A 14,149-nucleotide genomic window follows, 5' to 3' on the forward strand; every position below is an offset into this window, starting at 1 on the left:
ACACCTGTCAAGAGAAAATATATGCCCAACAACCCGGCCTATCCCCGACCCTGAAGTACCGGTCTAAATTCATAAAAAGCTCCTATCTTCGACTTTATAAGCTTTTATCTTCGACTTTTCCTCACCCGCTTACTGTCCTTCGACTCATTTCATTCGCTCAGGAGCCGCAAGCGAAGCGTATCGAAGTCCCGAAGCCCGGCTTGGGGAAGAGAAAAGTGGATATTTTCCCTACTTTTTGCGATTTTTCTTATATTTTGGTTTCCTGTTATAGATTTATCGCTTGCTCTTTTGGTTTGAATCAGTTTTGCTTTTCCAAGCCGGAGGATTAACCCTCCGGTTTAAGAAAGGAGAAAACATGGCTTTATTTGAAAATACAATTTTTTCATCTTTAAGGGGTAGTATCGATATGGTAACGTTTTACCGGCGAAACGGTAAAACTTATGTTAGACGAAAGATTATGCGAAGAAAAGCCCCTACTACTTCAGCCCAAACAAGGAATGAAACAAAGTTCGGTCGTTTTCAAAAAACAGTAAAAGCTTTTAAAGATATCATTCATTTAGGTTTTTCTTATAAAGATGGAAGTAAAAGAAAAGGCAGGTTTATTAGCCTGAATTTGCAGACATTAAAACAGGAAGAAACTCTTGAATATCTTGATTGTAGTTCTCTTCGCTTAAGCGAGGGAAGTCTGGAAAAACTTTCTCTTGTTCGGGTTAATAGCAAAGGAAGAACCATTCATCTTTCCTGGGAAGTGGAGGAAGATGTAGCTACAGGGCAAAAAACAATTATCTGTATATTTAACCAGGCTCAACATAAAGTAATTTATGCAGAAGCCCAAACGGCTTCCGGAAAGGCCGAATGTATTTTGCCGGAAGACTGGAAAAAAGAAACTTGTCATGTATATCTATTCTCTATGATAGATGATAAGCGAAGTGACTCCCAATATCTGGGTTTAGCTCCATCACCCTATCATGATTCTATACAGATAGTTTTCAGGCAAAATACTTATATCCAACATCCTATCCAGAAAATCGGAAGTTTTTCAATAATCACAAACGAGTCACCCACTGAGCCATATACTTTCCATAAAAAAATAATTCTTTTGTTCATTTTTATGATTTTTAATTTGACATATTTTTATAGTGTCTTACCATATAGTTTATAAAATCAATCATATCACTAAGGATTTGGAAAATGCAAATACGTCAAAAAAACATGATACTTATCGGTATAGTAATTCTCAGCTTCCTCTTTTCCTGTGCAAAAAAGAAAGAGGATGACTCAGGCCTGCTTTTAGGTCTTGCCTTAGCACCCACCCCCAGAACGGGAAGCACGGGAGTTGGTTCAGGAACCGGGACTGGAACGGGCACCGGAACAGGTACAGCAACCGGTACTGGAACATCTACGGGAACTGGAACTACGACAACTACTACCTATTACGTAAGCACTTCAGGCAGTGATTCAGCAGCCGGTACGGCAGCCGCTCCTCTCTTAACTATTTCTGCTGCTTTAGCAAAGTCCGGCGTAACAAGGGTCAATGTTGCAGGAGGAACCTATAATACTACTTCAATTATAAGTCCGGGAACAGCTTCTCTGTATGGTGGTTATTCTTCTGATTTTAGCTCCAGAGACACTACTGCAAATGTAACAACTATTGAATATACAGGCTCATCTTCTGCTATTTATATTAATAATAGTGCTTCTACCTCGACTATCGATGGATTTAATATTAATTCTTCAGATACGTTTTATTTCGTTTCTGGTATATCTGTTTCCTCTGGCTCTCCTACTATAAGTAATAATAAAATAAAAGGACAAGTCGGTATAAAAATCAACTGCTCGGGATGTAGCCCTACAATTAGCAATAATACAATAACCGGTAGACAAAATGCCTCAAATTCCAGTTCTCATGGTATTTATGTTGAGGGATTTAGTTCAAATACAAATCTTACTATTGATGGAAATTCCATCAACGGAGGGAGTGGTGATTCTGCATACGGGATAGATTTTGAGGGATCTTCTCCATCCGGTACCATTACCCTGACAAATAATACCATTGCCAACTCCGGAACTTCAACTCCTACCAGCGCCTATGGTATTAAGATTACTACGTCCGGATCCTCAACAGCTACTCCAAAATTTATTATCACCGGTGGATCTATAGATGCAGGTCCTGCAAGCAGTACATCTTATGGATTTTATACTAAGTATGATTATTGGAATATGACTTTTTCGAATACAACCATTAAAGGAGGAAATACTACAGGAACCACATCTGATTCTTATGGAATTTATTTGTATTTAAATGTCTCTCTCTCCTTAAGTATTTCAGGAAGTACTATCCAGGCAGGAAATGCCGGGACGAGTAATGGAGGAGTGTCTTCGGGTATTTTCTGGTCATCAACTTATACATCTAACACCTTAAGTGTAACAGGGAGTACCATCAGTGCAGGTGGACAGGGGTATGATACTCAAGCCTTATCTCTTGCTATGACTAACTCCAATTCTACTACAACTATTACGGGTAATACCATTCATGGAAATGGAAACTCTTCTACCAACCTATCGAAAGGGATTGCTACTACTTCTACCGGAAGCACTCTCATTGCGAATAATTTGATTTACGGAGGAAATGGAAACGATGCCCAGGGAGTGAATCCCGCTTCTGCCAGTGTTGTAACTGCCAAAATTTACAATAATACGATTATTGCTGGAACAAGAACAGCTCAAACCTATGCAACTGCTATTGTTGCCTCTGGCTCTTCTACTCCAGATATACAGAACAATATCCTGTATGTTTCTACCGGCACCAACAAATATTGTATTGGAGAACTTGCCACTACAGCTGATCCGAGTGTTATTAAAAACAATAACTTCTATGGATGCTCTACCGCTTTTCTTTATGATGAGGCAAGCACCAACAAAACCGATATCACAACCATGGAAGCTGTAGATTCAACAAACTACAAAGGCAATGTTAATTTAGATCCAACTTTTGTTGATCTGGATGGTTCTGATAATGATATAAGTACAATAAGCGATAACAACTTAAAGCTACAGTCAGGAACAGGGGTAAATGTTCGTCAGGGTGGATTGGATTTATCTTCCACTTTTACAACAGACTTTTCCGGAACAACCAGAACTACCACTACCGGAGGTTCTCCTACAAATACGGGTGCTGCGGGTTGGTCTATGGGAGCTTACGAACAAGACTGATTTACCAATAGACAATTAGCCACTGCTTTCGCAATGGCTAATTCGGCAATTTTTTGTATTTCCAGCGAAATTTAATAGAAGGGTAATTATGTGAAAAGTTTAGTTGTAATGGTTATAATAGGATTCTTCCTCTCCTGTGCTGAAAAGAAAAAAGATGACTCAGGCCTGCTTTTAGGCCTTGCAGTTTCCAATTCTTCAACTGTTGGAAATACAGGTACCGGAACAGGAACATCTACCGGAACAGGAACATCTACAGGAACAGGAACATCTACAGGAACGGGGACTGGTAGCAGTGTAAATTCTTTGATTACGGGAAAAGTAAGCGAATATTCCTGGTCTATCGGAACTACAACATATACGGAAATTTCCGGTACTGAAATTCTCATAGATTCAGATTTAAGTACAGAGATTATAGATCTTCCCTTTACCTTTCGTTATGATGATAGCGATATTATAAAAATCAAAATTCATCCGGATGGAAATGTAGCACTAAATACCTCTTCTTCCTATAACTCTCCCACCAGTTTAAATTCCATCTATAGCAGCAAAGTAAATATCCTTGCGGCCTGGCTTTATGATCTAAAAGATGATTCATCGGGCTCGATTCAGTATACGACTATAGGTTCCGGAGATGATAGGGTCTTTGTTCTACAATGGAAAGAAGTGAGATATTACTATACGACAAGCGGAACTTCAAGGTATAACTTCCAAATACGGCTCTACGAAAAAACAGGAAAAATAGAGTTTATCTATGGAACTAGCTCTCCGACTCCCACAAGTTCAGCCGGCATCTCCGGTGGCACAGGAACTTTAGGAATCACCGGCAAAGCAGGAGATTTTATAGAAGGAAAAACCGGCTCTACAAATACAGGGGTAGTCAACTACAGACACGCTGACTTTCCGGCAAAAGGAACTATCTACACATTTACTCCCAAAGGTTCAGAAACATCAACCACCGCATTTGATCCCCTATTCCAATACCAATGGCATATACTTAATTACGGTCAATTAAATGGAACTTCGGGAATAGATGCCAATATAAGTCCTGTCTGGAGTAATGGAAACAAGGGGGAAGGCGTAAGGCTTGTAGTTGTAGACAGCGGTATGGACATTCATCACGAAGATTTAAAAGATAACGTGGTCTCCGGTGACAGTTACAATTATCTTACTTCCGGCACCGACCCGAGTGCTTCCGATGCTAACCATGGAACAGCTATAGGCGGCATCATAGCAGCCAGAGATTTAAACGGAATCGGAACACGAGGAGTTTCTCCCCGTTCTTCTATTTTTGCTTACAATCTTCTCCAAAATCCTACCTCTACGAATGTGGGGGATGCTATGACAAGAGGAAGCTTTGATATTTCAAATAATAGCTGGGGAGCACCGGATGATAGAGGCCTTTTCAATGATAGCTTCGCAGACTCTGTATGGAAAACAGCCATTCAATCAGGCTTGAGTAATCAAAGAAATGGTAAAGGTGCTATTTATGTCTGGGCTATCGGTAATGGAGGAAGCACGGTTGATAATGGAAATTATGACGGACAGGGAAATTACTACGGGGTTCTACCGGTGGGTGCTGTAGGAGATGATGGGAAAAAAGCATCCTACTCCGAAAACGGAGCCAATCTTTTAGTAGTAGCTCCTTCCCAGGGAAGTTCCAAAGTAGCCATTACAACCCTGGATAACTCTTCAACAAATGGTTATAATACCTCGACTACATCCACTTCCTTAAATTACTCGAATCTAAACTATACCAATACATTCAATGGAACCTCCGCAGCCGCTCCCGTTGTAGCCGGGGTAGTTGCTCTTATGTTAAAAGAAAACCCAAATTTAAGCTGGAGAGATGTAAAACTTATACTGGCTGAAACAGCAAAGCAAATCGATACCTCGGATAGCGGCTGGAATACAGGTGCTACAAAAATAATTTCAGGAAATTATAAATTCAATCACAAATATGGTTTTGGTTTGGTTGATGCCGCAGCCGCTGTGACGATGTCTAAAACCTGGACCAGTGTCGGCGGTTCAGCAGGTCTTCTGATTTCCAACCTATTCACTGCAAGTCCCGGTTCCGCCATTCCGGATAATAATACAAGTGGAATATCTAATACGATTACTGTCAGTACCGGTGCCGGTGTTGGAATGGGTAAGATAGAATTTGTGGAGATAAATCTGAGTTCAAATCATGTCTATGTAGGTGATTTAGAAATTCGCTTAACGTCACCTTCCGGACAGATTTCCATTCTTGCAGAAAAACACGTCTGTCTTGATTCAAGCCTGAATCAGGTAGACTGCTCTACGTTTCCATCAAATACCTGGAGATTTGGCTCTATTGTCCATTTAGGTGAAACTCCAACCGGAAATTGGACTCTCACAATTAAAGACCTGGCTTCAGGAGATACGGGAACTTTCACTTCCTGGAGCCTAAAATTTTACGGAAGATAAGAGGATGCAAACAATGCTACGAATTATTATACTATTCACACTTTTTTTTCAGACCATCTATGCAGAAGAAAAAAGCTATATTCGAAAAGATACATCGAATTTAGAAGCTTATACCTATCATGATGGAAAGACTCTCAGAATTATCTGGCACCTTCCTGATTATATAGCGGAAGTAGATTCAGGAATGAACTCAGCTAACCTGCGTTCAAGTCATTCAACTACCGGAAGGATAAAAATAAAAAAGTTAAATAAAGAGGAAGTAAACCTGAGCAGGGAAAACTCAGATGCTTACCTTCCCGTTTTCTCCAGTCAAAATTCCGGGGATGGAATGAAACTGGTTCCTACCGGGAAAGTAATCGTTTTCTTAAAACAGGGTGTAGATGGCTATCAATGGGCTGCGAAAAAAGGCTTTATCCTGGAGAATAAACTTGCATTTGGTAATATTTATATCCTGAATACTCCCAAAAAGCAAAATGCTCTATTATTCGCAAACAGCCTGTTCTCCTATCCCGAAGTAGAATCAGCTCAGCCGGACTTCTGGAAAGAAGCTCAGGCAAAATAATAAAAATTCGCATAGAAGGGGCAGGTAAATTTTCTTGGTTTTGTAAATAAATTATTCTATATTTTTTAATTTACAAATTTTACCTACCCGGTAATCTTTTGACAAATTACGGGAATGTTCAGTTTAATCCCGGGAGAACAAAGAAATAGCGAAATCCATCCTTTTTCAGTAGTTTCGTCCCAAAGCCCTCAAGCTTGATTAAATTTAATATTTCCTCATTTTCAATAGGAGTTTAAAGTTGGAACAGGGAACTGTTAAATGGTTTAATAAAACGAAAGGTTATGGCTTCATTTCCATGGATAGCGGAAATGATATTTTTGTACATTACTCTGAAATTGAAAGGGATGGCTTCAAAGAGCTAAGAGATGGAGAAAGAGTAGAATTCGAAATCGTTCAGGGGAAAAAGGGACCCTCAGCTGCTAAAGTCAGATCCATAGGTTAATTCTTGATTTTTCCCGTGCATCTTCAGAAATTGAATCATGCACGGGAAAACCAGAAAAAGCAAATCCAATCCCCTCTTACACTACATTGTAAAATGTCCAAATCCGGCCTCTCACCTTTTTGAAATTACCTTAAAAGTTACAGAAGAAAGAGATTTTTTTATATTCCAACTTCCCAACTGGACACCCGGTTCTTATACCCTCCGAGATTATAGCAGCCATATCCACAGACTGAAAGCCATTATAGATAATGATGAAATTCCCCTCGAGCACCTTTCCCTCGATAGCTTTCGCGTATATTCCAATCATAAACCTTTTCAAATTGAATATACTGTTTATGCTTTTGAGTTTTCTGTCCGTACTAATTATCTCAGTTCGGAGTATGGCTTTATCAATCCCTGTGGTTTTTTCTTTTATCCGCATAATGAATTAAACAGGAAAGTTAAAATCGAGTTCCATACGGAGAAAATTTTTCCGGCTGTCTATAGCGGATTAAAAAAAGAGAAAAATTTCAGTTTTATCGCCAATACTTTTGATGAATTGTATGATTCTCCCTTTCAACTCAGTCATAAAAAACCATCTTCTTTTATAGCCGGTGCCTGCAAACATCAGCTACTCATTGAAGGTGAAATTCCGGATTCTAAGAAAAAGGAAGTATTACAGGATCTTAAAATAATTTGTGAATATGAAACAGAGTTAATGGGAGAAAATCCCAATAAAGAGTATTTATTTATATTACACCTACGTCCGGATGCTTATGGAGGTTTAGAACATTCTAATAGTAGTGTTAATGCTTATAGTCCTTATAAACTTTTCAAAAAAGAGGATTACAATCGACTACTCGGCCTACTTGCTCATGAATATTTTCACCTCTGGAATATAAAACGGATCCGTCCGATTGAGCTCGGTCCTTTTGATTATCAATCTCCAAATCTAACTGAAAATCTCTGGATAGCAGAAGGAATTACCAGTTTCTTTGATAACTTTATTATAATGAAATGTGGTTTTTTAAGCCCGGAAGATTACCTGAAAGAAATATACTCCGATATCGAGAGGCTGGAAAATTCGGGGGAAGATTGGATGAGTCTTAGCGAATCTTCCTTCACTGCCTGGAATAAGTTTTATAAGCAACAGGCAAACTCTCATAATACAGGGATTTCTTATTACGTGAAAGGAGCTATACTTTCACTCTGCATGGATATACGAATTCGTAAAGAAAGTCGCTCTCAAATTGATTTAAGTACAGTCATGAAAGCTATTTATAAAGAGTATTATTTAAAATATAATAGAGGTTTTACGCGAGATGAATTTTTTAAAACCGCCCGTTCTGTCACCGGAATCAATTTACAAAGAGAATTTGAAAATTATATTACAAAAAAGATACCTATCCCTGTCTATAATTATCTGGAATATATTGGAGTAGGAATAAAAGAAGAAGACAAGAAACTGGATCTCTCTTTTACTTTGCAGGATGAAAAAGAAAAACTCCTCATTCAAAAAACCTTTTTAAAGAAACTTGATAAAGCTGATCTATATGCAGGAGATGAACTTTTAGCCATTAATGGATACAGGCTACGTTCCGCTTCAGATCTTGATAAAATAAAACCCATTCTGGAAGCTGAAGAACAAAAGGAACTTTACCTACTACTCAGCCGCAACGATAAAATAAGAGAAGTTAAAATCAAAACTCAATATAAAAAGACAAAAAATCTTTGCTTACTTCAGGAGCTTTCTTTAGGAAGTAAACGATTACAGGAAGCTTTCTTCAAACAGTGGACAGGGTAATTTGATTTTTTCCATTCAGTTTGGATCGATACATGGCTTTATCTGCCGCCGAATAAATGGCATCAGAACTCATTCCATCTATTGGATAGGTAGCGATACCTCCGCTGGCAGTAACTTTTTTTCCGATTTGGTTACTTGCATGATCTGTTAAATATTTTAAAAAACGCTTTGCTGGAATTAAAGCTGACTCTCCATCAACCTCAGGTAAAATTACAGTAAACTCTTCCCCACCGACACGACTCACCACATCTTCACTTCGAAAGCAACTTTTCAAAGCGTCTCCTACCAATTTTAATACGATATCTCCGGTTTCATGTCCATACATATCATTGAATTTTTTAAAATCATCTACATCCAGCATTAACAGACTAAAAGGTCGTGAATACCTTTGAGAACGCTTAATTTCTCTTGAAATCATAATATTAAAATAACGCCTGTTAAAAACTCCTGTTAATTCATCTGTTATGTTATTCTTTATAATATCTTCATATAAATTTAATTCAATAATCTTTGGATTCTTAATTAGTTTACTCTTATGGATGATATGATCCATAAGAGCAACCCGAATTTCAACTTCTCTTCCCAGTTTTGAACTGAGTTCTTTTGAATGCTGAATCACTTCTTCCCAGTATGCTTTTGCTTTTTCCGCACTTAATTCCAAAGAGCATAATAGTTTAAACATTTCAGAGAAATAATCTTCTCTATTTTTTTGAATCAGGCTCTCTATCTGAATAGATAAATCCTCGTGTTCTGTAGAATATTTATCCAGAATAGAAAGAATTTGGTTTTTAACTCGATTCTCCTTTTCTCTCAGTTCCTGAAGTTGAATCAGTAATGCAAGAAGTTCCTCACGGGTTACAAGATCAATCTTCTCAAAAGCATGTATGATTTTCTCCCCACTTACCAGCTCATCCATTTCTTTTATTGAAGCTTTTTCGTAGGTTTTCAAAAGCCTTTCCAGATGACCTATATTTTCAATCTTTTCCTGATCCATGGTATTTTCTCTTCATAAACTCATATAGAAGAGTATATTTTTTTCAAATAGATTTTTGCAATTTTTGATTTTTTTTCTGTCAATCTGACAGAGGTTTAAGATTCAAAGATCGAATAATTTCATCTCCATAGAAAGGATTCATTTCTATCAGTGCAGGATAGGTTATATGATGAAAATCGCTAAAAGCTTGCATGGGAAGTTTTCTGTGAAAATCTACGAACCTCACAGAATCCCCCTCTAAGCTTTCTAAAAACTGTAGATGTCCTTTATACCAATCTGATGATTCATACCATTCCAGGCTCACGGGGTTTTCCGGATTATTAATAAGAAGCATATTACGATTATTCCCTTTTGCTTTTTTTATAAATTCTTTCAAGTAATGAAAATGAATGGTGGGTTTAAATTTCTCCTTATTTAACCGTTTTTTGGCAGTATAAATATCGTACAGGTATGCAATGCCGGGTCTCCTTTCCGGATCTTTCAACAAACGAAATGTAAAATATTTCTTATATTCATTTTCTGTCATATTCTTATATCTTAGATCTTCTTTTCTCTCTTCTCTTTTATACTGAAGCCCCCGTCTCGCAATTTCAGTTCCAAATGTTTGCTGAAGCCGAACCCCCATTTCATCATAGCTATAATCAAAAAGAGAGCCACTGGCTTTATACGGAACCCAGGTAGAGGAAAGTTCTGCTCGAATATAAGAAGTATGGTTTTTTAAAGAGGTCGGGAGAACTACCCTTTTCCATCCGGACTTTGTGAACCTTAGCTTATAGACATTACCTTCTTTTCCTTCAAAGGAAATTTCCAAGGCTCCATTTTTAAGAATTTCCGGGACTACCTGTATATAAAAGCCATCACGAAACATATAAGATTTTGGTAAGAATGAAAAGACTTTTCCTGTCCATCCTAAAGAATCTACCCGTTCCGGTATTTGAACCCCCATATACCCATGATAGCTTGTATTTTTACCAAACCTATGATTATAAAGATGAATTAAATTTTTCGCGAAAATTTCACGATAGCGATAAAAAGAAAATAAGCCTGAAGCCAGATATTGGGCATTTTCCTCCATTCCCAATATAGAATAAAATTCTGTTAGAGTTTTAAGGGGAAATGCAAATTTAGACTGCGGAGCTTCCACATAACGAAGAGCATCCTGTATCATCAAAGGAAAAGGAGCTGTTTCATTATTCAAGCCGGGTGCAACAAGATAAGCTCTATGTAACTTATAATCAATAAAGTTTATTGGATACAGGATAAGTTCCGGATTTAAGGCATTTATTTCCGAAAATAGTAAGTAACTATCAATGGGTACCATACCGGCATAGGAAAGAAATTCAATACGATATTGCCTTCCGGTTTTACGAAAGATATAGTCCTCCAGCAATTTTCTATCCAGAGAAAAATGAGCAATACTACTTCCTACCAAAAGAATAAGAGGTTTTTGTTCTCTAACTCTCTTTATGCGTTTATATTCATAAATAAAATTAAAAAAGTGATTGGTATTCCAGGGAGATTCATTCGGTAAGCGCCAGATAACATAATCAAAAATTATATTATCAATAGCATATATTACAAAAAAAAAGAATATAATTTTAAGTAAATTTTTCAAAACACAAAATAAATAAAGGGTTTCGCCCTATCGCTGAGAAGTACAACAACTATTGTTAGAATTGCCAGAAAAAATAGGTGCCGAAATTTGAGCGGTTCAATAAGAATACGCTCCAGAACTTCTTTATAAAAAGTACCTATAATATGAGAAATGAAGACAAAACTGAAAATAAGGTAAAACTTCTTTTCCATAGAATAACTCAATTCTAATCCTCTCCGGAAGCTAAAAATACCGCCTAAAAACTCGGCTGCAATAGTAAAGTTTTCAGCTCTAAAGAATACCCAGAGAACACTAACCAGGAAAAAAGTAAAAAGCACTTTAAGAACACTTATAATTTTCAAAGTAATATTTCGTTTAACTTCCTGCCATAGTGACAGTTCCCGAATTTCAACCATCTCCACATTCTTCCTTTTTTCTGTATTAAAAATTATAAAACGTTCTATAGCCAGAAAGAGACCGTGAAAAGCTCCCCAGACTACAAAAGTCCAATTTGCTCCATGCCAGATACCCCCGAGTAGCATCGTAATAAACAGGTTTCGGTAGGTAAATAATGCACCGACCCGATTTCCCCCCAGTGAAACATACAGATAAGTCTTTAACCAGGACGAAAGAGAGATATGCCAGCGATTCCAGAACTCCCTAAAACTTGAGGAGAAATAAGGCATGTTAAAATTCTCAGGTAGCTTAAATCCTAAAAGAAGTGCCAGCCCACGGGCAATATCCGTATAACCACTAAAATCACCGTATATCTGGATTGAATAAGCAAGCAGGCAGATTAACAGAGATTTAAACCCAAAAACACCGGGCTGCTTATAAACCAGTTCCGGTATAAAAGAAATTTGGTCAGCAATAATTGATTTTTTAATAAAACCGGAAAATATATAGAAAATTGCTTCTTTTAGGGGTATAGACCTAAATTTCTGAAAGCCAAGTTTTTTTATTTGAGGTAAAAATTCCTTGGCAGTAACAATAGGTCCGGCCACAAGTTGGGGAAAGAAGGACAAAAACAGCACATAACGCAATATATTTTTTTCAGGTCGAATCAGTCCCCTATAAACATCAATCGTATAACTCAAAGATTGAAATGTATAGAAAGAAATTCCGGCCGGCAGGGTTATTTCCAGTAACGGAATTTCGGCACTTAATCCAAGGCTATACAACAAGCTTTTTAGGCTCGAAAGAAAAAAATTACAATACTTGAAATAAGAAAGTATACCCAGATCAATCAGTATAGACATTCCCAGGAAAAAGCTTGCTCGTTTCCCAACCGAGCTATAAATTTTACGAGCCAGATAAAAATCAGAAAAACTGGTAAAAAGAATTAAAAATGCAAAGCGAGGATTCCAACTCATATAAAAAATATAGCTGGATATTATCAAAAAGATAAGAATAAGAAGAAAACTATACTTTTTAAAAAAGGAATTGCCAAAGGGCAAAAGCCATCTTATTGTAAAAACCAGAAAGAAAAAAAATACAAAAAGTGGAGTGGTAAAATTCATTCGAAACCACGAAGTGTAAGCTGATTAATATTAATCAGGACATATAAAGTCAATAGAAAAAGGGGAAACACATAGAAAAAAGTGAGATTGATAAGTTCCTTCAGAAAGTAAGTGAACTCATGGGAAAAATCCCGGAATCCTATGAAGCCGATTTACAATTTGAAATGGAGTCTTTTATTGGAAGATTGGAGGGCTTTACCCGTTCTCAGGAAAGCACTGCCATAAACCATCGAAACAGGATGGATAAATATTTTATACGCTATGAGCTCTTTCAGTTCCTGGAATCTGATATAACCAATCTATTACAGAAAGTGCTCAGCGATGAAACCATTGTCTGTGAAGGATTCCCCTCTTTGCAGGAAATAGAACCGGAAATCACCCAACTCCTGCAGGAAATGAGCTTTCAAAGCTATTTAAGAAATAATTCCAACCGAATCCATACATCTATTAGTCGCAGATGGCTTACAAAGCTTTACAATCGTGGCAATCTCAGAACGAAAAAAATACTCAACTACATGGTTTTGTATAAAAATCGGATGTATTCCTTTGCCAGTAATGCCCCTTCCGAGTATTCGAATATACATAGTTTTATTCGAGCTTTTCTCAATTCCAAAGATTTTGAATTGGATTTTGAAGAAATATATTTTGCCGAAACCGAGTTAACGAATGAAATTACAATAGCCCTGGCAAAAAAATTCTCTTCCGTAGATAGACTAAAATTTTTATATATGAACCGACTTGTAAATAAGTATTCGGAGAACTTCATCAGGGTTTTACATTCCGAATACGCCCTGAAAATGAAAGAATCCGAATCTACCCAGGTTCTCATTAGTTCTGATTTATTAAGATTCCATGAGTCCCTCGGAGCTGAGTTAAAAACAGCCGAAAAACACATCAATAAGCAAATTCAAAAAGAAATACCCTCCAACACAGAACAGATAGAGTTTCATCTCTGGTTTTCCCCCCTGATTGATATAGGAGGGGACTTTTACAGATTGTTAAAGTTAAAAGAGAATGAATACGGGATTTTTCTAGCTGATATTGCCGGCCATGGAATTTCTGCCGCTATCTATTTAAATACCCTCAGGTTAAGTTTTGAAAAATTTAAAAGATATTACGAAAGACCCGGAAAACTTCTAAAAAGTATGAATGAGGATCTCTACGGAAAAACCGGAGATTCTTTTATTACCTCCATTTATATCTATATAAACCTGAAAAAAAGAAAAATTCGCTACAGCAATGCCGGCCATCCGAAAGGTTTTATCCATGGAATAGAAAAAGGGAAGCCTCTAAAAATGAAATTCTTAAAGCAAACGGGTAGGGTGCTCGGTGTTTTTGAAAAAACTCCTTATGAGGAAGTTGAGATTCATTATGAACCCAAACAAAGACTCGTTCTTTTTACAGATGGAATCACCGAAACCTTTAATTCTGAGTATAAAATGTTAGGAGAAAGGGGCTTAATCCGCTACTCAAAAGAATCCTGGCAATTATCCGGAAACGATACACTTGAATCTATCAAGAAGAAACTCCTCATCTTTCAGGATCAAAGCGTCAACCAGGATGATCGCTGCCTTATCATTACAGATCTTTTATAGG

The 14,149-nt window shown here is 37.2% G+C and carries 10 protein-coding genes; 7 read left to right on the top strand and 3 right to left on the bottom strand.

Annotated elements, in window-relative coordinates; genetic code table 11:
- Nucleotides 1-355 precede the first annotated feature (355 nt).
- From H7A25_20275 to H7A25_20300, 6 genes are all read left to right on the top strand, one after another.
- Nucleotides 356-1,162: a hypothetical protein gene (locus tag H7A25_20275; protein ID MCP5502243.1), complete on the top strand. Its 807-nt coding sequence runs from the start codon at nt 356-358 to the stop codon at nt 1,160-1,162.
- A gap of 29 nt (nt 1,163-1,191) precedes the next feature.
- On the top strand, nt 1,192-3,213 hold the full coding sequence (locus H7A25_20280) for a hypothetical protein (GenBank protein ID MCP5502244.1): 2,022 nt from the start codon (nt 1,192-1,194) through the stop codon (nt 3,211-3,213).
- Between the two features lie 90 nt (nt 3,214-3,303).
- Complete coding sequence (locus H7A25_20285) at nt 3,304-5,658, top strand: S8 family serine peptidase (GenBank protein MCP5502245.1); 2,355 nt, start codon at nt 3,304-3,306, stop codon at nt 5,656-5,658.
- Nucleotides 5,659-5,671: 13 nt separating this feature from the next.
- Nucleotides 5,672-6,220 (top strand): hypothetical protein, encoded by a 549-nt coding sequence (locus H7A25_20290; protein MCP5502246.1) that lies wholly within the window; start codon nt 5,672-5,674, stop codon nt 6,218-6,220.
- 238 nt (nt 6,221-6,458) lie between these two features.
- Complete coding sequence (locus H7A25_20295) at nt 6,459-6,662, top strand: cold-shock protein (GenBank protein ID MCP5502247.1); 204 nt, start codon at nt 6,459-6,461, stop codon at nt 6,660-6,662.
- Between the two features lie 37 nt (nt 6,663-6,699).
- A complete protein-coding gene (locus tag H7A25_20300) occupies nt 6,700-8,445 on the top strand; it encodes a M61 family metallopeptidase (protein ID MCP5502248.1) in 1,746 nt (581 codons plus the stop codon).
- On the opposite strand, the gene H7A25_20305 is transcribed toward H7A25_20300, so the two are convergent.
- The 3 genes from H7A25_20305 to H7A25_20315 form a co-directional block, all read right to left on the bottom strand.
- Complete coding sequence (locus tag H7A25_20305) at nt 8,426-9,439, bottom strand: GGDEF domain-containing protein (GenBank protein ID MCP5502249.1); 1,014 nt, start codon at nt 9,437-9,439, stop codon at nt 8,426-8,428. The genes H7A25_20300 and H7A25_20305 overlap by 20 nt on opposite strands.
- Nucleotides 9,440-9,518: 79 nt before the next feature.
- Complete coding sequence (locus H7A25_20310) at nt 9,519-11,054, bottom strand: hypothetical protein (protein MCP5502250.1); 1,536 nt, start codon at nt 11,052-11,054, stop codon at nt 9,519-9,521.
- Complete coding sequence (locus H7A25_20315) at nt 11,051-12,406, bottom strand: MBOAT family protein (GenBank protein ID MCP5502251.1); 1,356 nt, start codon at nt 12,404-12,406, stop codon at nt 11,051-11,053. Before H7A25_20315 ends, H7A25_20310 begins: the two co-directional genes overlap by 4 nt.
- A gap of 266 nt (nt 12,407-12,672) precedes the next feature.
- Here H7A25_20315 and H7A25_20320 point away from each other — a divergent pair, with 266 nt between their 5' ends.
- The gene (locus tag H7A25_20320; GenBank protein MCP5502252.1) at nt 12,673-14,148 is read left to right on the top strand and encodes a serine/threonine-protein phosphatase; all 1,476 of its coding nucleotides are present in this window, start codon (nt 12,673-12,675) and stop codon (nt 14,146-14,148) included.
- Nucleotide 14,149 lies beyond the last annotated feature (1 nt).

The organism is Leptospiraceae bacterium, from assembly GCA_024233835.1.
Classification (GTDB): Bacteria; Spirochaetota; Leptospiria; order Leptospirales; family Leptospiraceae; genus JACKPC01.

What these genes read in the sequence shown, in the direction of transcription:
- H7A25_20315 (MCP5502251.1), bottom strand. Translation starts at nt 12,406, where the DNA reads ATGAGTTGGAATCCTCGCTTTGCATTTTTAATTCTTTTTACCAGTTTT.
- H7A25_20280 (MCP5502244.1), top strand. Translation starts at nt 1,192, where the DNA reads ATGCAAATACGTCAAAAAAACATGATACTTATCGGTATAGTAATTCTC.
- H7A25_20290 (MCP5502246.1), top strand. Translation starts at nt 5,672, where the DNA reads ATGCTACGAATTATTATACTATTCACACTTTTTTTTCAGACCATCTAT.
- H7A25_20300 (MCP5502248.1), top strand. Translation starts at nt 6,700, where the DNA reads ATGCACGGGAAAACCAGAAAAAGCAAATCCAATCCCCTCTTACACTAC.
- H7A25_20320 (MCP5502252.1), top strand. Translation starts at nt 12,673, where the DNA reads ATGGGAAAAATCCCGGAATCCTATGAAGCCGATTTACAATTTGAAATG.
- H7A25_20275 (MCP5502243.1), top strand. Translation starts at nt 356, where the DNA reads ATGGCTTTATTTGAAAATACAATTTTTTCATCTTTAAGGGGTAGTATC.
- H7A25_20305 (MCP5502249.1), bottom strand. Translation starts at nt 9,439, where the DNA reads ATGGATCAGGAAAAGATTGAAAATATAGGTCATCTGGAAAGGCTTTTG.